The sequence below is a fragment of the Flagellimonas onchidii genome (assembly GCF_004804315.1).
In the GTDB taxonomy this organism is placed as follows: domain Bacteria; phylum Bacteroidota; class Bacteroidia; order Flavobacteriales; family Flavobacteriaceae; genus Flagellimonas; species Flagellimonas onchidii.
This window is the reverse complement of sequence record NZ_SRXX01000015.1, coordinates 1-20364: the sequence shown is the minus strand read 5'-3', so window position 1 is coordinate 20364 and position 20364 is coordinate 1. Positions and strand designations below refer to the sequence as shown.

Genomic DNA, 20364 nt, shown 5'->3' with positions numbered 1-20364 from the left:
AAATTATCCTTATGAAAAAAGAATATATTATTAGATTGTTGGTTCTCTTTTGTACTTACGGGCTTGTTACGGCCCAAACATCAGAGGAATATGATCTAGAAAGTTTTTCGAACGCAAACATCAGTGGCAATGTTGAATTACACCTGATAAAGAGTAATCAACCATCTGTTAAAATTGAAGCAAAAAACAAAGCTATACCAAAACAATATACGATGGGTGTCAAGAACAAAGAGTTCTTTCTCCATCATAATAATGATACAACTGACGACAATACATCAAAAATAATTGTTTATCTGCATCACAACGGGATACAAACTCTTCGACTAAAAGGGATTATAAATGTGATTTCAGAAAACGATTTAGACCAAACAGAACTTACCGTTGAAGGAGAAGGAATGATAAAAGGAGATATAACGGTTTCAGTTAAAAACCTTAATGTTTCACTCAGTGGTATAGTTAAAATGACTGTATCCGGAAATGCGGAAAATGCTACTTTGAACATTGAAGGTATTGGAAAAATCAATACCAAAAAACTGGTGGCCGAAAAACTTAAAAAAAATGGTCAAGGTCTTGTTGCCATTGGGGCTAAACATGAAACAAAGGACGACAAAGAAGTTGTTACCTTTAAATGCGATAGCTGCAAAAAAAGGAATAAGTTTAAAATCTCAGGGCCAGAAAACCACATGTTCAAGGAAGTTGCCTTTCCTTTTAAAAAATATCTGCCAACAGGCTCGTATCAAATGACCTATTGGCAAAATGGCGTGCAACAAATTCATTTACCATTTACGGTCACTTCGAAAACAAGTAATCAAGTCATTGTCAAATAAACACATCTATAACATTAATCATTATATACCATGCTATTACAATTAAACAATATTTTCAAATGGGTCAACTCCGGTGGCCAGCGTGTTTTTCTATTGAAGGACATTAACCTTAATGTGGAGGAAGGAGAGTTTATTTCCGTAATGGGGCCTTCGGGTTCTGGCAAATCCACCCTTCTCAATGTCATTGGAATGCTGGATGGGTTTGATGAAGGCGAGTACCATTTTTTGGATGAGTCTGTACACTCACTAAAAGAAAAACATAGAGCCAATTTGTATAAAGAATATATCGGATTTGTATTTCAATCCTACCATTTGTTGGATGAACTTACCGTAAAAGAAAATCTTGAAATGCCCTTGCTCTACAAAAAATTCAAAGGTTCCGAAAGGAAAGCAATGGTAGCAGATATGCTGGACCGGTTTAACATTGTAGGGAAAAAAGATTTATTTCCAGCTCAGTTAAGTGGAGGACAGCAGCAGTTGGTAGGTATTGCTAGAGCTTTAATTTCCAATCCCAAATTGATTTTGGCTGATGAGCCTACTGGCAATCTAAATTCAGCACAGGGTGAAGAAATTATGGAACTTTTTAAAGCGTTGAATGAAGAAGGGGTGACCATTATTCAAGTTACCCATTCCGAAAAGAATGCGGCTTATGGGTCTAGAATCATCAATCTTTTGGACGGAAGGATGGTCTAGACCGCTTGCGGCGATAAGCTCAGCACGGGCTGTTTTATGTCTTAAGATTCATCTAGGTACAAGCCTGCCTTGTCGGTGGGCAAGTCTTGCAAGAATGGGCACATATTTATTTCCCAAAAAGGGAAAGGCGTTTATACACTTATCTAAAAGGATATGAATCGTTTCTAATGATTTATATCCAACGATAAGTGAAGTTCGGGAAATTTAAGGTAAAGTTCATGAGTAAATTGACGGATGCCGGATATGAATTGACGAATACTGAAATGAACCCTATACGCCCCTTCACTTTTTCTTCTATCAGAGATTTCGGCGCCTTAATTTCCAATCCCAAATTGATTTTGGTTTATGCTCCTAGGGGGAATTTAAACCCTTGGTTTTGGCAATTGCCGATCATACATCACTATACTTCCTGCAATAGCTACGTTTAGGCTTTTTTCAGAAAAGAACTGAACCAAATGATGACTCATTTCTTGCGCTTTTTTGCTCAATCCATGGTCTTCTGCGCCTAAAAGGTATACACACCGTCGGGGGTGCTGAAAACTTTCCAAGGGAGTGGCCCCTTCCGTCATTTCAACGCCTATCAACCTAGCTCCTTTGGGCAAATGGGCATAGAAATCATCAAAAGTGTCATAGTGAAAGTACGGCATGGCTTTTACCGCATGATGGGTGTCGCTAGCCTGTTTTGCGTATCGGTTTCCTATGGTAAAAATAAAGCTTGCCCCAAGGTTTTGGGCCGAACGCCATAGTGCTCCCAAATTTTCGGGTGTTTTTCCATTTTGTATGCCTATCCCGAAAAATTCATGTTCAAAATTATCCACCATAGCGCAAAAATAAAAAGATAGCCCTTGGAACTGACAGACAAATTGTACAATCCATTCTATGAATCTATCAAATCCGCCAGTTCTTTCCCAATTAAACTGCCTAAAGCGACACCCATACCCCCCAACCGAACACCACAATACACATTGTTTGAGATTGGTTTGATTATAGGTGATTTTTGATTACCCACCCCCATGATACCACTCCATCGACCGTCAACTTCAAACTTTTCGTCAGGTAATATCACGACCCGTAAGAGTTCTTCCAATTTGTTTTGAATCAATTCAGTTTGACCAAACTCCGTGGTTTCTTCGGTTTTGAAGTCAAGGTTTCTTCCCCCACCCAACAAGATTCGGTCATCTATATTTCTGAAATAATAGTAGCCCTCATCTAAATGGAAGGTTCCTTTTATTTTCAAATTCTTTATTGGTTTAGTGACCAATACTTGTGCCCTTGCCGGTAATATGGTTTCTTTTTTTAGCAGCTTGGCGGCAAATCCGTTGGTCGCTACAAACACCTTTTTGCTTTTGAAAGAAAAAGAGCTGGTCTCAACTGCCACACTACCCCCTGAATCACTGAAACCAACAACCTCTACGGCATTTAAAATATGGATTCCTTGTCTCAATGCTTTTTGAAGAAGGGAATCCATGAGTTTACCTGTGTCCAGTTGTCCTTCAAATTGATGGGTAACATAATCATCAAAAATTCCTTCAAACCCAAATAAATTTTTAGTCTTAAGAAAAGGTTCTTCGCCAAAAATCGGTTTCAACAATCTATTAAGTTTGTCCATTCCGTCAAGGCACCCTTCGTATAAGGCTTTGTTGTCTTTCAGAAAAAGTTCATGACCTCCATGGTTTTGAAAACCAATAGCATCATCTCCTAAAAGTTGTCGTAAAAGCTGAATGCCTTCCCAACGTTTTTGGACAAGTGCCACAATCTCTTCTTCAGAATGCTTGTCAAGGTCATCTAAAATTTCTGAAATACTCCCAAAACAAGCAAAACCAGCATTTTTAGTGCTGGCTCCCTGAGGAAGTGTCCCCCTTTCAAGCACTAAAACTTTGCTGTGAGGATATTTTTCTTTTAGATGTAAAGCACAGTTGAGTCCAACAATCCCGCTTCCAATCACGGTAAAATCTACATTGAACAGCCACGTTTTATATTCCCAATAGCTAAGGTTCATGACTAATGTTTTTTAAACACCCCTACCCTTCGACTTCGCTCAGGGTGACATTCCCCAAGGGGACAATTCATAAAAAACCCCGATAAAATCGGGGCTCGTTATTAGTACAAATATTTTTCGTCTATTTCAAAATCTTCCATAAACTTGGTGGTGTAGTTCCCTGCCAAGTAATCTGGATGATCCATCAATTGTCGATGGAAAGGTATGGTTGTCTTTACGCCTTCAATTACGAATTCATCCAACGCCCTGCGCATTTTGTTGATGGCCTCTTCCCTAGTTTGGGCAGTGGTTATCAACTTTGCAATCATGGAATCATAGTTTGGAGGAATAATATAGCCACTGTAAACATGCGTATCCAAACGTACTCCGTGACCTCCAGGAGTATGTAAGGTAGTAATTTTACCAGGTGATGGTCTAAAATCGTTATACGGATCCTCGGCATTAATTCTGCATTCTATAGAATACAGCTTGGGCAGGTAATTTTTTCCTGAAATTGGAACCCCTGCTGCTACCAAAATCTGCTCACGAATCAAATCGTAATCTACAACTTGTTCCGTAATAGGATGCTCTACTTGAATACGTGTATTCATTTCCATAAAGTAGAAATTGCGGTGTTTGTCCACCAAAAACTCTACCGTTCCCGCACCTTCGTACTTTATATATTCTGCTGCCTTTACCGCGGCAGCACCCATTTCTTCCCTCAATTTATCCGTCATAAAAGGGGAAGGGGTTTCTTCAGTCAATTTTTGATGTCTACGCTGGACAGAGCAATCTCTTTCGGATAGGTGGCAAGCTTTTCCATATTGATCTCCTACAATTTGAATTTCAATATGTCGTGGCTCTTCTATCAGCTTTTCCATATACATTCCGCCATTGCCAAAAGCTGCAGTGGCTTCTTGAACAGCGCTTTCAAAATTGGGCTCCATCTCATCTTCGGACCAAATGGCACGCATCCCTTTTCCACCACCACCAGCAGTAGCCTTGATCATGACCGGATAGCCCATTTTCTTCGCGGTCTTTTTGGCGTCATCTACATCTTTCAAAAGGCCATCAGAGCCAGGAACGCAAGGAACACCAGCTTTTTTCATGGTTTCCTTAGCAGTGGCTTTATCCCCCATTTTATCAATCTGCTCACCTGAAGCTCCGATAAATTTTATCTCGTGTTCCTTACAGATTTTAGAGAATTTGGAGTTTTCTGAAAGGAAGCCATATCCTGGATGAATTGCATCGGCATTGGTAATCTCGGCCGCCGCAATAATATTTGGAATTTTCAGATAAGACTCATGACTTGGAGCCGGGCCAATGCAAACTGCTTCGTCGGCAAAACGTACATGAAGACTTTCCTCATCGGCCTTAGAGTATACTGCTACTGTCTTGATACCCATCTCCTTGCAGGTTCGGATAATTCGAAGTGCAATTTCTCCCCTGTTTGCAATCAATATTTTTTTGAACATAACTTCTGGTTTAAAAATTCAAATTCCAAGCACCAAATTCCAAGCTTCTGTTTTGGGATTTGGGATTTGAATATTGAAATTTCTAACTAGGGTCTACCAAGAAAAGAGGTTGGTCAAATTCTACTGGTGATGAGTCATCTACCAAAACTTTGACAATTTTACCAGCAACCTCGGATTCAATGTCATTAAAGAGTTTCATGGCCTCAATAACACAAAGCACATCACCTGGGTTAATAGTACTTCCTACTTCAACAAATACAGGTTTGTCAGGAGAAGGTTTTCTATAAAAAGTTCCAATTATTGGCGACTTAATGGTGATGTATTTTGAATCATCGGCCGCTGCGGTCGCAGCTTCCTCTTTTGCCGGAGCAGCTGGTTCGGCAGGTACAGGTACAGGTGCTACAGGAGCAGCTGGGGCCTGTGCCATTGGTATTTGTTGTACAATTGTGGTTTCTGGAGCCGAGACTGCGCTTCCTGTGCGAATCGTTATTTTAACGTCTTCCATCTCCAGTTTTACCTCGCTAGCGCCTGATTTGGCGACAAACTTGATTAAACTTTGAATTTCCTTAATGTCCATGGAATTATGATTTAGTCAGTTAGTTGTTAAGTTAAGAATTAATATGCCCATTTTAAATAAATGGATCCCCAGGTAAACCCTCCACCAAACGCGGCAAAAATAAGGTTGTCCCCTTTCTTCAATTGCTTTTCATAATCATGTAGCAATAAAGGCAATGTTGCCGATGTGGTATTACCATATCTATGAATGTTCATCATTACCTTGTTTGCATCCAATCCCATTCTGTTGGCTGTAGCGTCTATAATTCGTTTGTTAGCCTGATGTGGAACCAGCCAGTTCACATCTTCATGGGTCAATCCATTACGTTCCATGATCAATGCTGAAACATCAGCCATATTGGAAACTGCAAATTTGAAAACAGATTTTCCGTCTTGGTACACAAAGTGTTGTTTGTTTTTTACGGTCTCTTCCGAAGCGGGCAAAATGGAACCACCTGCCTCAATTTTCAAAAACTGCCTTCCAACACCATCCGTACGTAAATGCTCATCCTGTAATCCCAAACCTTCTTCATTTGGTTCAAAAAGAACTGCACCGGCACCGTCTCCAAAAATGATGCAGGTAGTGCGATCGGTATAATCAATAATAGATGACATTTTATCTGCGCCTATCAACAACACCTTTTTATATCTTCCAGATTCAATATAACTAGAAGCTGTGGACATTCCGTATAAAAAACTGGAGCATGCAGCCTGAAGATCATATGAAAACGCATTTACAGCTCCTATTTCAGAAGCAACAAAAGCTGCGGTGGCTGCAACTGGAATATCTGGTGTAGCGGTCGCAACCAAAACGAAATCAATTTCAGCCGGATCAACGCCACTTTTTTGTATCAAATCTTCTGCGGCTTTTATGGCCAAATATGAAGTTCCCTTGTTTTCTCCTTTAAGAATCCTACGTTCTTTTATTCCTGTTCTCGTAGTAATCCATTCGTCATTGGTGTCTACCATAGTTTCCAACACTTTGTTGGATAAAACGAAGTCGGGAACATACCCTCCCACAGCTGTAATCGCTGCCGTTGTTTTTTTCATATTAGTGTCTTTTTTTGTCAAAAACGCCCATATTTGACGCAAAAGCGGTGAAAATTAGTCATTTTATATGACTTTTTGCCTAAAATTGAATTGTTTTTGAAATTCACCTTACTCCATAAAAAAACTCCCGTTGTTTAGCAAAACGGGAGTTATATGCGTTTAAGGTTTAAATGACTAAGCAGCAGTTTCTTCTTCTGTCTTGTCAATCAAAACTTGTCCTCTATAGTACAATTTTCCTTCGTGCCAATGAGCCCTATGGAACAAGTGCATTTCACCTGTTACAGAATCTTTGGCAATAGTTGGCGCAGTCGCCTTGTAGTGGGTTCTTCTTTTGTCCCTTCTGGTTCTTGATATTTTTCTTTTAGGATGTGCCATTATAAACCTATTTGTCCGTTAGTAACTTTTTTAAATCGTCCCATCTGGGATCAGTGCCTTCAGTTTGTTCTTTGTTTTCTTTTGGTTGCAATTCTTCCAATTTATCCAAGATTTCAGACTTCAATGTTCCATCCAACACTCCTGGGTGAACTCTTTTTTGCGGAACGGCCAAAACCAACATTTCATAAATATACTGTGCAATGTTGAATTGGTATTCGCCATGGGGAAGAATCAAAATCTCATCATTTTCGTCATTGTATTCTTCACCGAACTTAATCACCAAATGCAGTTTTGAATCAATAGGTTGGTCAAAAGGTTCACCTGTAAGATCGCAATCCACATTTACGGTTCCGCTTGCCTCAATATCTAGTTCCATCATATTGTTCAACTTTTCCAATATGGCGGTAACTCTTATTGAAGCGGAGTTAAATTCTTGGTATTCAAAAGACTCAAAGAACGCGTTTTCAACTTGATACCCAAACTCGTGCTTTCCTAATTTTAGTCCCGTAAACGGGATGAAAAACTCCTTCAGCTTCATTATTTCCTCACTTAAGGTTTGTGTACCAGCCTCTAAAGGCGGGGGCAAAGATACTACTTATTTAGAAAACTGCAATTCTATTCAAGATAAATGTAATTCTGTTTATTTAACTTTTAACGGGTTTTTTAGTTTTTTGCTTTTGCAGCGGATTCTTGTTGAGTTCCAAATGGTCTATGCGGTTTCGAAAAACGTGTAACGCCAAAAAGACTGCTTCTTTGAACGAGCTAGAATCGGCCTTTCCTTTTCCCGCAATTTCGTAGGCAGTTCCATGATCAGGGGATGTTCTTACCTTATCCAAACCTGCTGTATAGTTTACCCCTTTTCCAAAGGAGAGGGTTTTAAAAGGAATAAGTCCTTGATCGTGGTAAGCCGCAAGTATAGCATCAAAATTTTGGTGGGTGTTGGAGCCAAAAAAACTGTCTGCGGAATATGGGCCATAGGCCAAAACCCCATTATTGAACAATTCCTGAATGATTGGTTTTAAAATTTTATCATCCTCTTCGCCGATGGTTCCATTATCGCCACTATGTGGATTAATACCCAATAAGGCAATCTTAGGTCTTCTAATACCAAAGTCCATCTTTAAAGATTTTTCCATGGTCAGCACCTTATTTCGAACCCGTTTAGCGGTGATTGCCTCTGCTACATCCTTTACTGCAATATGATCCGTAAGCAACCCTACCCGTAGGTTGTCCGCAACCATAAACATTAGGCTTTCTCCGTTCAATTCTTGGGCAAGAAAGTCTGTGTGGCCCGGGAATTTAAAATCTTCCGACTGAATATTATTTTTGTTGATGGGAGCGGTAACCAAAACATCAATCTTGTCATTCCTTAATGCTTCAACGGCGGCACGAAGTGACCTAATCGCGTATTTACCGCCTAATTCTGTTGCGTGTCCAAATTCAATCTTTGGAGCATCTTTCCAGACATTGACCACATTTATCTTTCCATCCACCGCTTGTGAGGCATCTTTGATACCATTGAAGTTGATATTAATTCCTAAATCGGTCTTCTGTTGGGATATTGTTTTGTTGGAAGCAAAAATAATAGGAGTGCAAAAATCCAGCATTCTTGAATCCTCAAACGTTTTTAATGCCACCTCACATCCAATCCCGTTAACATCCCCTAAAGAAATTCCTAGCTTAATTTTTCCCTTTTCCTTCATAAAATCATTGCTGATATAGCTACATTTACATTGCAAAACTACTCAATTAAATAGATTCATGTTTACAGGGATTATCGAGACTTTGGGAAAGGTTGTGAAATTGGAAAATGAGAGTGGCAACTTACATATAACAGTAAGCTCAAAGATCACACCTGAACTCAAAATAGACCAAAGTGTTGCACATAATGGTGTTTGTCTTACTGTGGTTTCCATTGAAGGAGATATGTATACGGTAACGGCAATCGAGGAGACTTTGAACAAAACCAATTTGGGAGATTTATTGGTTGGAGACACCGTCAACTTGGAGCGTGCCATGAAACTCGGAGCTAGACTGGATGGGCATATTGTTCAAGGACATGTAGATCAAACCGCAAATTGTGCTACCATTGAAGAAAAAGACGGAAGCTGGATCTATACCTTCGCTTACGATTCAGCGCACAATAATGTGACTATTGAAAAAGGATCTATTACCGTTGATGGTGTCAGTCTTACGGTTGTCGATTCCAAAAATGATAGATTTAGTGTAGCTATAATTCCATATACCCATGAGCATACCCGATTCCATTCCTACAAAGAAGGAACCCAGGTTAATTTGGAGTTTGATGTAATCGGAAAATATGTGGCGAGATTGCTTGAAATTGGGCAATAGCTGATTCAGTAAAAAATTGTTGGAAAAATGAGTGTTCTTGATAAATTGGCTTCTTCTCTTAACCGACAAGATGAAATACCCAATCAAGAATTGGCCAAGGAAATTGTATCAGCACAGGATAAAACAGCAGTTGCAGTATTGGTGGAAAACCTTACCAATAAAAAAGCTGTTCAAAATGACTGTATCAAAGTGCTTTATGAAATAGGAGAGCAGGCACCAAAACTCATTTCTGACCACATTCATGAATTTATTGCTCAATTATCCAGTAAAAACAATAGGCTTCAATGGGGGGCCATGACCACTCTAGGAACCATCACGGGTGAACGACCAGAGGAGGTTTATGCAGCTCTGCCCACTATTCTTTCTGCAGCGGATAAGGGGTCTGTCATCACCAAAGATCAAGCAATAAATATCCTAATAAAACTATGTTCCGTTAAAACATATTCAGACGACGCGTTTCATCTGTTGATTGAGCAGCTACTGAGAAGCCCTACAAATCAACTGCCGATGTATGCCGAAAGGGCAATCCCTGTAATCAATGGCAACAACAAAGCTGTTTTTATCAAAACGCTTAAATCAAGGCTTGGTGACATTGAAAAAGAGACAAAAAGAAAGCGTGTAGAGAAGGTAATTAAGAAATTTAGCACCCCATAAATCAGGGGCTACCCCTACAAATGCAAGCCCACCACCTCTTTTAGAGCTTATACCTTGATAAAAATCTTCCGTTTATATAATATATAGGCCAACAGACAATAAAAGGCTACTACACTCAATCCGTAGAGCAATGAAGAAAGCTCCATGGATAGAAAGTCGTGCACATAGAGGTTCTTAAAGAGCCAACCGTGAATAGAAGTTTCACCATCCACTTTGATCATATAGAACAATTTGGAGATAAAACTGGACAGGAAGTACACCACAATCGCATTGGCTCCAGCATAACGGAATATACTTCCGAATTTAATCCCTTTTACATCGGTGAGATAATAAATCAAGGCCAAAACTACGTTGGCCCATCCTGCTGTGACCAAAACAAAGCTGCTGGTCCAAAGTGCCTTGTTGATAGGAAAGATAAAATCCCATACATGTCCTATAATCAATAAAGCGCCACCCAGTCCGAATAGAATGGTGGTCTTCTTTTGTTGTTTGGACCTCAATATCAGTCCAGTAAAAATTCCCAATAGAGAACTTACGATTGCTGGAATAGTACTCAACAAGCCTTCTGGATCATAGTCCGGTTTGTAATTATGGGTTCCGAAGAGCTGCACATCAAGGTAATTGGCAAGATTGTTAGGAGCCCTTTCAAAGGTAGATGCCACACCTTCCACGGGTACGAAGGCCATAAGAAGCCAATATCCCACCAAAAGAAAGATGGCCGTTACAACCAATTTTTTCCAGTCCAAATTCAAAAAGAGAATAGCAGCAAAAAAGAACACTACACCTATGCGTTGCAAAACACCCGGAAAACGAATATTGGCAAACTCTTTAATGAAAGGAAAGCTAATGGTAAATGCCCCTAGAAAAAGTCCAAGTCCTATCAATTTAAGGGCACGAATTGATATCTTTTTGTAGGTGCCCGAATTGGGTTCTTTGTTTTGATACGCAAAAACTATTGATGTTCCCACTATAAACAAGAAGAATGGGAAAACCAAATCGGTTGGGGTATATCCGTGCCATTCTGCATGTAGTAAAGGTGCATAAACATTGGACCATGTTCCTGGCGTGTTGACCAAAATCATCAACACAATTGTTGCTCCTCTAAAAATGTCAACGGATAATACTCTCTTAGTTAATTCCATTATAGTACATTGCCTTTTATTTTGTTCCAAATCCTAAGTAAAAGAAAACCTGAAATCAGTGCCAGACCTGTCAATATTAAGGCACTCATTGTTTCTCCATAGAGCCAATATCCTGTAGCAAATAGCATGGAATAGATTAGGACACAGCCCAGTAACATGGCCAAAATACCCGAAGGTACGCTCCAACCTTCGTTCTTAGGTTGTAACTCTATGTTCTCTTCAGCTGCCTCTTGAAGTACTTTTTTCCAACCAGGTCCCCCTGGTCGAATCTTCGTGTAGAAATCATAGAGCACCGTCTTACTTTCAGGCTGGGTCAAAAACGTTGCGGCCAACCAAACTACGGAGGTAATAATCACAATGGCCGGAATCTGAAACCAAGAGGGAAACATATTGCCATCACCAAAAAGTTGTTCGCCAACCGAGGTGAAATTGAACAAGAAACTGACTATGGCTGCAACAAACATCGCGGAAATCTCGCTCCATGCATTAATTCGCCACCAGAACCAGCGTAAAATATACACTAGGCCCGTTCCTGCACCAAACTGCATAATAATATTGAACAATTGCTGGGCATCATTAAGGTACAATGAAAACAAGGCGCTTATGACCATTAGAATCACCGTTGATATACGCCCCACATTTACCAACTCCTTTTCAGAAGCATTAGCGTTAACCTGTTGTTTATAAAAATCATTTACCAAATACGAAGAACCCCAGTTCAAATGGGTAGAAATGGTACTCATATACGCAGCACCCAAGGATGCCAATACTACTCCCAAAAGGCCGCTGGGCAATTTGGTGAGCATCGCCGAATATCCCAAGTCATCTCCCAATTTATCGGCAGGCACATCAGGAAAAGCAGCTGCCATACTTGCGATATCAGGATATACCACTAAAGAAGCAAGGGCTACCAGAATCCATGGCCAAGGGCGTAATGCGTAGTGCATAATATTGAAAAAGAAGGTGGCCCCCATTGCATGGTTTTCATTTTTTGCCGCCAACATTCGTTGTGCTATATATCCTCCTCCACCTGGCTCACCTCCAGGATACCAAGAGGCCCACCATTGCACCGCTAAAGGAATAACCAATAGGGCAACAACCATCTCCGTATCATTAAAATCAGGTAAAATAGACAACTTGTCCCTAACATTTTCGTGGCTCAACATTTCTGCCATACCTCCTACTTCAGGCAGATTCACCAAATAATAAGCCGCCCCTATACCTCCTGCTATAGCTACAAAGAATAGCACGAAATCAGTATAGACCACTCCCTTAAAACCTCCTATGGCACTAAAAATCACAGTTATCACACCTCCAATAAGTATCGTCTGAATTGGTGAAATCCCCAGCATAACCCCGCCAATCTTAATAGCAGCAAGATTTACAGCAGCAAGTGCCAACACATTAAAAATAAGTCCTAGGTATATAGCTCGAAACCCTCGCAGAAAATGGGCGGGTTTCCCACCATAGCGCAAGTCATAAAACTCTAAGTCGGTCAAGACACCCGACCGACGCCAAAGTTTGGCATAAACAAAAACCGTCAACAAGCCCGTGAGCAAAAAGGCCCACCAGCCCCAATTGGCTGAAACCCCACTGCCTCTTACAAAATTGGTGACCAAGTTCGGCGTATCCGTTGAAAAGGTTGTGGCCACCATGGAGAATCCCAACAGCCACCATGGCATGCTACGTCCAGATAAAAAATATTCCGAAGTGTTCTTTCCTGATTTTTTGGAAACATATATTCCAATGAAAAGTACAATTGTGAAGAACCCGAAAATTATGAAGTAATCTAAAGTTTGAATGTCCATTCGACTGTTGATAATTAGAAGCTCCTAAAAGCTTAGATAGAATATCTGGTTTTTCAAATTGCTTTATAAAATCGTGTCTTTTATCTTATTCCATACTCTTATCAGGAAGCCTCCAGAAACAAGGGCGACCGCAGTCAAAATCATTGCCAAGTTGGTTTCTCCATAAATCCAATATCCTGTAGCGAACATGGTGGAATAAATCAATACCACACCTAACAACATGGCCAAAATACCAGAAGGAACGCTCCATTTTTCTCTTGGGTCAACAATGTCAACATTGTCAGATTGTGCTTCGTCCACCACCTTGGCCCATCCAGGACCGCCTGGTTGTATTTTTTTGTAAAAGCTTCTAAGTACATCTTTGGTTTCTGGCTGCGTGACAAAGGTTGCTGTCAGCCAGATTACGGAAGTCACTATCATAATAAATGGCAATTCACCCCAATCAGGTAATAGTCCATTTTCAGTTCCGAAAAGAACCTCTCTCAAGGAAGTTGTTTCCAAAGCAATGGCCAAAATTCCCGAGGAGAACATAGCGGTAATCTCCGACCACGCGTTGATTCTCCACCAGAACCATCTTAGTATGAAGATAAGACCCGTTCCCGCACCAAATGACAATAACAAATTGAAGATTCCCATAGCGTTTTGCATAGCTAATGCCAAAAATGCACTCAACACCATCAATACTGCTGTAGAAATCCTACCTACGGCCACCATCTGCTTTTCTGTCGCATCTGGATTGATCTGCTGCTTGTAAAAATCAAAAACTATATATGACGACCCCCAGTTTAATTGGGTTGAAATTGTACTCATGTAAGCCGCAACTAAAGAAGCTAAAACGACACCCAATAATCCACTTGGCAATTTTGTCAACATCGCAGAATAGGCCAAATCATGACCCAACTTGTCTTCTGCTACATTCGGGAAAGCTTCATGAATACTGGCAATATCAGGATAAACCACTAAGGAGGCCAAGGCCACCAAAATCCATGGCCATGGACGCAAAGCGTAGTGCATAATGTTGAAAAAGAAAGTAGCGCCGATGGCATGGTTCTCATTCTTTGCCGCTAACATTCGCTGTGCGATATATCCACCACCGCCTGGTTCACCTCCAGGATACCAAGAGCTCCACCATTGTACCGCAAGTGGTATAATCAAGAGAGTAATTACTGCCTTTGTATCACTCCAATCTGGGACAATACTGAGCTTGTCCTTTACATTTTCATTCTCTATAATGGCTTGAATTCCTCCAACTTCTGGAAGATTGACCAAGTAGTATGCAGCGCCTATTGCCCCTGCCATTGCCACAAAGAACAATAAAAAGTCGCTATAGACTACGCCCTTGAAACCTCCAAGAGCACTAAATACTACAGTTATCAAACCAGCTGCAACAACCGTCACCCAAGGTTCAAGACCGAGCATTACCCCGCCAATCTTTATAGCCGCCAGTGTAACAGCCGACATGGTAATCACATTAAAGATAACCCCGAGATAAACCGCTCTGAACTTGCGCAAAAAGCTCGCGGCCTTTCCACCATATCGCAGTTCATAAAACTCAAGATCAGTTTTTACATTGGATTTTCTCCACAGCTTTGCATATACAAACACGGTAAGCATACCTGTGACCAAAAAGCACCACCACCCCCAGTTTCCTGAAACCCCATTAGAACGAACCAAGTCGGTAACAAGGTTGGGAGTATCGGTTGAAAAAGTAGTAGCAACCATGGAAAGACCCAACAGCCACCAAGGCATGGTTCGACCTGATAAGAAGTATTCTGATGAGCTTTTTCCTGACTTTTTAGAAACATATACTCCGATGAAGAGTACAATCGCGAAGAATCCAAAGATTATAAAATAATCTAAAGTTTGTATATCCATTGGTTATTTAATTGGTAAGTCACTAAAGGTAAAGTTTTTTTAAAATAACTTTGTGTTTTGTTCGCTAAACACCTGCTTTGGTTATACATATAACTTCTGAACCGTCATTTGTTGCGTGGTTGATGGCAGCAACGGCCGCTTTTTTGATGGGAACCTCCAAGGCAGGGCTAAAGGGCCTCGCTACCTTTAACGTGACCTTACTGGCATTGGCCTTTGGTGCCAAAGAATCCACGGGTCTCATTATGCCCCTATTACTAGTCGGTGATATAGTTGCTGTTGTCTATTACAATCGCCATACGCAATGGAAATATATTCTCAAGTTCTTGCCTTGGATGGTTTTTGGCATTCTGGTAGGTGTAATTGTTGGTAAAGATTTGCCGGAACAAGAGTTTAAATGGGGTATGGTGGTGGTCATTTTTATAAGCTTGGTCACCTTAATTTGGTGGGATAGGAAAAAATCGAATCATGTTCCAACACATTGGGCCTTCGCAGGTTCAATTGGTATTGTTGCTGGGGTTTGCACCATGATTGGCAATTTGGCCGGTGCTTTTACCAACATATTCTTTTTGGCCATGCGTCTCCCAAAAAATGAATTTGTGGGCACCGCCGCTTGGTTGTTTCTTATTACCAATGCGCTCAAACTTCCTTTTCACATTTTTGTTTGGAAAACCATTTCCACAGAAACTTTGCTTATTGACTTAAAGCTTCTTCCTGCAGTAATCTTAGGGCTGTCAACTGGCGTCTTTATCTTAAAAAAAATCAACGAACGCAACTATAAGAAATTTATCCTTGTTGTTACCGCTATTGGCGCCGTGGCCATGCTTTTTAAATAGACTACACGTTTTGTTGTAGAAGGCCCAATTCCATCTTTTTTAGATCTGCCTTGGTAAGCGGCTTGGTCACATATCCATTTATGAAGGCATATTCTTTGGATAAATTTAAATCCCCAGGAGCAATGGAGGAGGTAAGTATGTGTATTTGGACTTGATTTCTTATGATTTGGTCAGCTTCTTGCAATTCTTCTAACAGTTCCCAGCCATTCATAACGGGCATATTTATGTCCAATAGCAGAATGTCCGGCAACTCATTTGGAGCCTCACACAATGAAACAAGGGCTTCATACGCCTGTAGCCCATTCTCAAAATGGTGTATGTTTTCAGAAAGCCCTGAAGCTTTGATCAAAATCTCTGCGGCCTCCCGAAATATAAAATCGTCATCTACCAAAAATATTTTCCTAGCCTTCATTGGATACTTTATTGTTAAAATGCAAACTGAATGTTGTTCCCTTGTCAACCTTGCTCTCTACGTTTATGACCGCACCCATGGAATCCATTTGATTTTTTGAAATAAAAAGGCCAACTCCTTTGGCATCTTTGTTTCCGTGGAACGTTTTGTACATTCCAAATAGTTTTTCCCCATGTCTTTTAAGATCAATTCCCCTTCCATTGTCCTTGAACGTAATTATGGTTTCATCCTGCTCATGGCTTGCAGTTATCTTCAACCGTAGTTTGCGCTTTGGATCTCTATATTTTATGCTGTTGGTAAGAAGGTTCAGAAATATGCTTGATAGATATGGTTTTATCGCATAGACCTTCAAGGTGTCAGGCATTTCCAACTGTATTTTGGGCATCACTTCTTCCACAAGTGCATTTATACCTTCAAGGTTGTTCTCCAATATGGATTTTACTTTTACCCATTGAAAGTTTTTATGGTCGTCCGTCTGAATTTTGATTACCTCGTTCAACTGAACTATGGTTTCATCCAATCTTTCAGAAGAAATGCGGATCATCTCCAGAAAACGTTGTTGCTTATCAGGAGAAGTGTTGTCCAAAAGCATTCCGGTAAGCATGGAAAGGTTGCTCGAGTGTGACCTTAAATTATGGGATACAATATGCGCAAAGTTCAACAGGCTCTTGTTCTGTTTTTCCGTGGTATTTAAAAGTATTCTAAGACGGTTATCTACCTTTTTGATTCTTGAAACATCTGTATTGGCCCCAATCATGCGAATAGGGTTGTCATTGTCATCCCTAAACACCTTACCACGACCATGGATGTAGCGTATAGATCCATCAGAAGTTTTGATTCTGAACTCTGTATTGAATTCTTTTTTTCCGACAATGGCATCCTCAACTGCTTTTAAACTACGTTCCTTATCATCGGGATGAACAGTGCTTTCCCAAGCTTGTACAACACCAGTAAAGTCTTCCTTTTTAACCTGATAAAGCGAGTACATATTGTCGTCCCAAACAAGGTTGTTGTTGACAATGTCATAATCCCAAATACCGATGTTGGAGCTTTCGACAGCCATACGCATCCTGTCTGTAAGCTCTTTGTATTTTATGCTTTCCCTTTTTGTCTTATCTATATCTTGGAACACCCCAAAAATTTTCGAAGCTTTCCCATTGACCATTTCTGCATTGCCTATGGCCCGCACCCATTTTTCATTGCCTTTTGCCGTTACTATGATTAGTTCCACATCGTAAGAAGTTCCTTTTTCAATAGCTTCTGAAACCACTTTAATAATACGGTCTCTATTTTCTCCTTCCTTATAAAAATTAATTCCCTTTTCTAAATCGGGGACATAGTTTTTGGGCACTTCATGGATTTGCCTGGTCATCTCCGACCAAAAAATCTTATGGTTGATCAAATCAACTTCCCAACTGCCGATCCTTGCAATACGCTCGGCCTGTAAAGAAAAATCCAGTGCCATTTTTTTCTTGGTCACCTCATCAAAGTGAGCGTAAAAAAGTGTTTTGGTGTTTGATGGATATAATATCAACTTGTACCACTTAACCTCTCCTTTGTTTGTAATACGGGTAAAAAACTCTTTAATAGGTTTTTTTCCAATTTTTGAAAGGGGTTTTGAAATTTCGCCCATCAAGTCTTTAAGAGAAATTGGTTGTTTTCCAGATTTGAGCAATCCAAAAAACGTATAGAAAAAATCAGAGCATTCCTTTATTTCCAGATTGTTGTCGATAATTGCAATGGGAAGTGGAAGTTGCTTTAATTCAAAAGGCACAGAAGGGCTTGTTTTCATGGTCGGCATGATCTATCATAACTTTAACGTAGGAATTTTCTTAATATTATTCCAATACCAAACCAAAAACAAGACCATTACTACAACAAGCAATTTAGATCAATACGGAAGCCACTTATTTAAAGTTACTTATGGATGAGCTCGGTTTTTAGATTTTGAAAAGTTTTGGGGTACCTGTTATGTAAAAAAGGTTGTGATCAAAAATCGAACAAGTCTTTAAGTTCCATGTTCAAGGCCTTTGCAATGAGGTTTAGGTTTGTAATCGAAGTGCTGATCTCACCACGTTCAATTCTTCCAATTTGGTTTTTGGACATTTTGGCATCGGTTTCCAATGCGGCTTGGGAAAGTCCGGCCTTTTCGCGTAACTCGAGAAGATGCTCACCAAACTTTTTTAAAAACTGTAAATCTTCTTCCCTGTATTTTCTTCGCATAATCTAGCCTGACAAATCGGTTAGCTATTCATTGAATATAAACAAGTCTTTAAGTTCTAGGCCCAATGCTGTGGCAATTCGGTTTAGTGTGACTAGGCTAGTGTTGTTTTCAGCTCTTTCAATTCGGCCAATTTGGTTTTTGGAAATCGAAGGTTCCATCAAAAAAATCGCTAAGGGAAATTTCAAAATAAAGGCAAAGTTTCATGATTGTTGAGAGCTGAACATCTCGTTTGCCTTGCTCAATTCGAGAGAACAATATTCCAGTGTCGTTAAGAGCTTCTTCTTGGGTAACATCATTGATCTCTCGCAATTCCTTAACTCTTTTTGCCAAGTTTTGAAGTAGTTGCTCCTTGCTCTCAATTTCCATAACGGCAATTTCAGGTCTAAAAACAATTCGTGTAATAACCGTTCGGTTGTTTTTCTATATATTTGATTAACCTCTCCATTGAATTTCAACGTCGAAAACTTTAACCATGTCCAATATTTTAGGGGAAATCATTGCCTTTTTAGACCAAAGCACGCACAAGACCATGGAGCTGCACTTTTCTACGCAAAAGATCATGAGCTTTCGCAATGGGGTGCCGCACAGACAAATACTACGACCAGATCGTAGGTTGGTGGTGAAAAAACTGGCCAGCCCGGTCTTGGGCAAAATAACGGTGGTGGATAATCTGCTGTTTAAATTTTCGTTCCGGTTTATCATCCCCTGTAGCTCGCTCCTCTACCAAGGTGAGATGATGCAGTTGCAGTTTCCCGTAAGCTTCGGTTATTTAATGATCGACCCCGACGCCCAAGTCATAAGACTGGTTTTTGAAATTGATGCCCCCGACGACGCCATTGCCCTTACCATACTGCATATTCCTGTGAAAGTGAACCAGTGATTCCTGTTTAAAGTGAGCATAGCAAACCATGTTCAGGAACGTATCCTAAGAGAGTGTCACAAAGTATTAAAATTTGGCGTTTTCATCATTTAATTTTTCTTTCTTTTTTTCCTCATCGATTCCCCTTTGAGCTCGATTCTGCGTGCCGAGTGGACGATACGGTCCAAAATGGCGTCGGCAATGGTCTGTTCCCCTATGACCTGGTGCCACTGCATCACCGGTATCTGTGAGGCTATTATGGTGGACTTGTTCCCGTGCCTGTCCTCCATCATCTCCATAAGAGCCTGTCGTTTGTTGTTGTCGAGTTCCTGTAGGCCGAAGTCGTCCAGTATCAACAGGTCCTGCTTCTCTATACGGTCGATTTCCTTCAGGTAGGAGCCATCGGCCTTGGCCATCTTCAGTTTGGAGAACAGCTTCTGAATATTGTAGTACTTGACCTTGTACCCCTTGGAGCAGGCCTGGTAGCCGAGCGCCGACGCTATGAAGCTCTTGCCGACCCCCGTGCTGCCCGTGATCAGGATGTTCTCCCTGTTCTGGATGAACTCACAGGTAATAAAGCGCATGAACTGGTTCTTGTCGATTGCACGGGAGGGGTCGAAGATGATCTCCTCGACCGATGCCGTGTAGCGGAACCTGGCGGCCTTGATAAGGCGCTCTATCTTCCTGTTGTGCTTGTCGTCCCATTCGGCCTGTGTCAGGTAGGCCACCAGCTCGTCGTTGGTGTAGGCGATGCTGTTGGTCTCCATGGTCGTTGAAAAGGCCCTGTGCATCCCATGGAGCCTCAACTGTTTCATTTGTTCCAATTTGTGTTAATGTTCATTGTCTATTTATAATATTCCTTTCCCCTGATGTTCTGGTGCTCTGGCAGGGTGGATTCCTCATGGGCATCCTCCTCTATGAGGTCCAGGCGTTTCTCCAATATGGACTTTACGCTCTTGTAGCTTATCCTCTCGTAGTCCATGGCCCTTTTGCAGGCATTGTCCAAACGCTTGTTCCCCACCTTCTTGCTAAGTGACAGCACCCCGGCGCATGACCTGTATGCCTGTTCGGGGTGGCGGGCCTTGGCCAGCAAGAGACTGATGAAGGTCCTGCAATGACCCCCGATGCCACCTGCCCACCCTAGGAACTTCTCCGGGTTCCAATCCGCCACATAGCGATGGGTGCTGGGCATATGGGCAGGGTCGGTGGTATAGCCGTAGCGTTTCCTGTCCCTCTGGTGCACTGCGATACG

Annotated in this window: 23 protein-coding genes and 1 pseudogene; 6 read left to right on the top strand and 18 right to left on the bottom strand. The window is 41.0% G+C overall.

Features of this window, described 5'->3' with window-relative positions; all coding sequences use genetic code 11:
• Positions 1 to 11: 11 nt before the first annotated feature.
• Positions 12 to 827, top strand: coding sequence for a GIN domain-containing protein (locus E4661_RS14915; RefSeq protein WP_136468260.1), 816 nt, complete (start codon positions 12 to 14; stop codon positions 825 to 827).
• A 30-nt stretch (positions 828 to 857) separates the two neighbouring features.
• The gene (locus tag E4661_RS14910) at positions 858 to 1520 is read left to right on the top strand and encodes an ABC transporter ATP-binding protein (RefSeq protein WP_136468259.1); all 663 of its coding nucleotides are present in this window, start codon (positions 858 to 860) and stop codon (positions 1518 to 1520) included.
• A gap of 362 nt (positions 1521 to 1882) precedes the next feature.
• On the opposite strand, the gene E4661_RS14905 is transcribed toward E4661_RS14910, so the two are convergent.
• The 8 genes from E4661_RS14905 to pdxA form a co-directional block, all read right to left on the bottom strand.
• The gene (locus tag E4661_RS14905) at positions 1883 to 2341 is read right to left on the bottom strand and encodes an RNA methyltransferase (RefSeq protein WP_136468258.1); all 459 of its coding nucleotides are present in this window, start codon (positions 2339 to 2341) and stop codon (positions 1883 to 1885) included.
• A 56-nt stretch (positions 2342 to 2397) separates the two neighbouring features.
• Entirely contained in the window at positions 2398 to 3519 is a 1122-nt protein-coding gene (locus E4661_RS14900; protein ID WP_136468257.1) for an NAD(P)/FAD-dependent oxidoreductase, read from the bottom strand.
• Positions 3520 to 3620: 101 nt separating this feature from the next.
• Positions 3621 to 4973 carry an acetyl-CoA carboxylase biotin carboxylase subunit gene (gene accC / locus E4661_RS14895; RefSeq protein ID WP_136468256.1) on the bottom strand — a complete coding sequence of 451 codons (1353 nt, stop codon included), beginning with the start codon at positions 4971 to 4973 and terminating at the stop codon, positions 3621 to 3623.
• Positions 4974 to 5055: 82 nt separating this feature from the next.
• Positions 5056 to 5550, bottom strand: coding sequence for an acetyl-CoA carboxylase biotin carboxyl carrier protein (accB, locus tag E4661_RS14890; protein WP_136468255.1), 495 nt, complete (start codon positions 5548 to 5550; stop codon positions 5056 to 5058).
• A gap of 38 nt (positions 5551 to 5588) precedes the next feature.
• Entirely contained in the window at positions 5589 to 6578 is a 990-nt protein-coding gene (locus E4661_RS14885) for a beta-ketoacyl-ACP synthase III (RefSeq protein ID WP_136468254.1), read from the bottom strand.
• A 174-nt stretch (positions 6579 to 6752) separates the two neighbouring features.
• Entirely contained in the window at positions 6753 to 6953 is a 201-nt protein-coding gene (rpmF, locus tag E4661_RS14880; protein ID WP_136468253.1) for a 50S ribosomal protein L32, read from the bottom strand.
• Between the two features lie 7 nt (positions 6954 to 6960).
• Entirely contained in the window at positions 6961 to 7491 is a 531-nt protein-coding gene (locus E4661_RS14875; protein ID WP_136468317.1) for a YceD family protein, read from the bottom strand.
• A gap of 106 nt (positions 7492 to 7597) precedes the next feature.
• The gene (gene pdxA, locus E4661_RS14870; RefSeq protein WP_136468252.1) at positions 7598 to 8656 is read right to left on the bottom strand and encodes a 4-hydroxythreonine-4-phosphate dehydrogenase PdxA; all 1059 of its coding nucleotides are present in this window, start codon (positions 8654 to 8656) and stop codon (positions 7598 to 7600) included.
• A gap of 58 nt (positions 8657 to 8714) precedes the next feature.
• Between pdxA and E4661_RS14865 the strand changes: the two genes are divergently transcribed.
• Complete coding sequence (locus E4661_RS14865) at positions 8715 to 9305, top strand: riboflavin synthase (protein WP_136468251.1); 591 nt, start codon at positions 8715 to 8717, stop codon at positions 9303 to 9305.
• Between the two features lie 27 nt (positions 9306 to 9332).
• Positions 9333 to 9959, top strand: a complete 627-nt coding sequence (locus E4661_RS14860; RefSeq protein WP_136468250.1) for a hypothetical protein — start codon at positions 9333 to 9335, stop codon at positions 9957 to 9959.
• A 47-nt stretch (positions 9960 to 10006) separates the two neighbouring features.
• On the opposite strand, the gene E4661_RS14855 is transcribed toward E4661_RS14860, so the two are convergent.
• The 3 genes from E4661_RS14855 to E4661_RS14845 all read right to left on the bottom strand — a co-directional run bounded on the left by E4661_RS14855 (position 10007) and on the right by E4661_RS14845 (position 14784).
• Complete coding sequence (locus tag E4661_RS14855; protein ID WP_136468249.1) at positions 10007 to 11101, bottom strand: acyltransferase family protein; 1095 nt, start codon at positions 11099 to 11101, stop codon at positions 10007 to 10009.
• Complete coding sequence (locus E4661_RS14850; RefSeq protein WP_136468248.1) at positions 11101 to 12909, bottom strand: sodium:solute symporter family protein; 1809 nt, start codon at positions 12907 to 12909, stop codon at positions 11101 to 11103. Before E4661_RS14850 ends, E4661_RS14855 begins: the two co-directional genes overlap by 1 nt.
• Before the next feature lie 63 nt (positions 12910 to 12972).
• Positions 12973 to 14784, bottom strand: a complete 1812-nt coding sequence (locus tag E4661_RS14845; protein WP_136468247.1) for a sodium:solute symporter family protein — start codon at positions 14782 to 14784, stop codon at positions 12973 to 12975.
• Between the two features lie 77 nt (positions 14785 to 14861).
• Here E4661_RS14845 and E4661_RS14840 point away from each other — a divergent pair, with 77 nt between their 5' ends.
• Positions 14862 to 15617 (top strand): sulfite exporter TauE/SafE family protein, encoded by a 756-nt coding sequence (locus E4661_RS14840; RefSeq protein ID WP_240751493.1) that lies wholly within the window; start codon positions 14862 to 14864, stop codon positions 15615 to 15617.
• Position 15618: 1 nt separating this feature from the next.
• Here E4661_RS14840 and E4661_RS14835 read toward each other — a convergent pair whose 3' ends face one another.
• From E4661_RS14835 to E4661_RS14815, 5 genes are all read right to left on the bottom strand, one after another.
• Complete coding sequence (locus E4661_RS14835; protein ID WP_136468246.1) at positions 15619 to 16029, bottom strand: response regulator; 411 nt, start codon at positions 16027 to 16029, stop codon at positions 15619 to 15621.
• On the bottom strand, positions 16019 to 17821 hold the full coding sequence (locus tag E4661_RS14830) for a sensor histidine kinase (protein WP_168796383.1): 1803 nt from the start codon (positions 17819 to 17821) through the stop codon (positions 16019 to 16021). The genes E4661_RS14835 and E4661_RS14830 overlap by 11 nt, the downstream gene beginning before the upstream one ends.
• A gap of 197 nt (positions 17822 to 18018) precedes the next feature.
• Complete coding sequence (locus E4661_RS14825; RefSeq protein ID WP_136468244.1) at positions 18019 to 18252, bottom strand: helix-turn-helix domain-containing protein; 234 nt, start codon at positions 18250 to 18252, stop codon at positions 18019 to 18021.
• 24 nt (positions 18253 to 18276) lie between these two features.
• A complete protein-coding gene (locus tag E4661_RS14820; protein ID WP_136468243.1) occupies positions 18277 to 18411 on the bottom strand; it encodes a helix-turn-helix domain-containing protein in 135 nt (44 codons plus the stop codon).
• Positions 18371 to 18619, bottom strand: coding sequence for a helix-turn-helix domain-containing protein (locus E4661_RS14815; protein ID WP_136468242.1), 249 nt, complete (start codon positions 18617 to 18619; stop codon positions 18371 to 18373). Before E4661_RS14815 ends, E4661_RS14820 begins: the two co-directional genes overlap by 41 nt.
• A gap of 106 nt (positions 18620 to 18725) precedes the next feature.
• On the opposite strand from E4661_RS14815, the gene E4661_RS14810 reads away from it, so the two are divergent.
• Positions 18726 to 19133, top strand: a complete 408-nt coding sequence (locus tag E4661_RS14810) for a hypothetical protein (RefSeq protein ID WP_136468241.1) — start codon at positions 18726 to 18728, stop codon at positions 19131 to 19133.
• Between the two features lie 89 nt (positions 19134 to 19222).
• On the opposite strand, the gene istB is transcribed toward E4661_RS14810, so the two are convergent.
• Positions 19223 to 19927 carry an IS21-like element helper ATPase IstB gene (gene istB / locus E4661_RS14805; protein WP_136468240.1) on the bottom strand — a complete coding sequence of 235 codons (705 nt, stop codon included), beginning with the start codon at positions 19925 to 19927 and terminating at the stop codon, positions 19223 to 19225.
• Positions 19928 to 19956: 29 nt separating this feature from the next.
• A pseudogene (locus E4661_RS14800) lies at positions 19957 to 20364 on the bottom strand (IS21 family transposase); the annotation flags it as partial.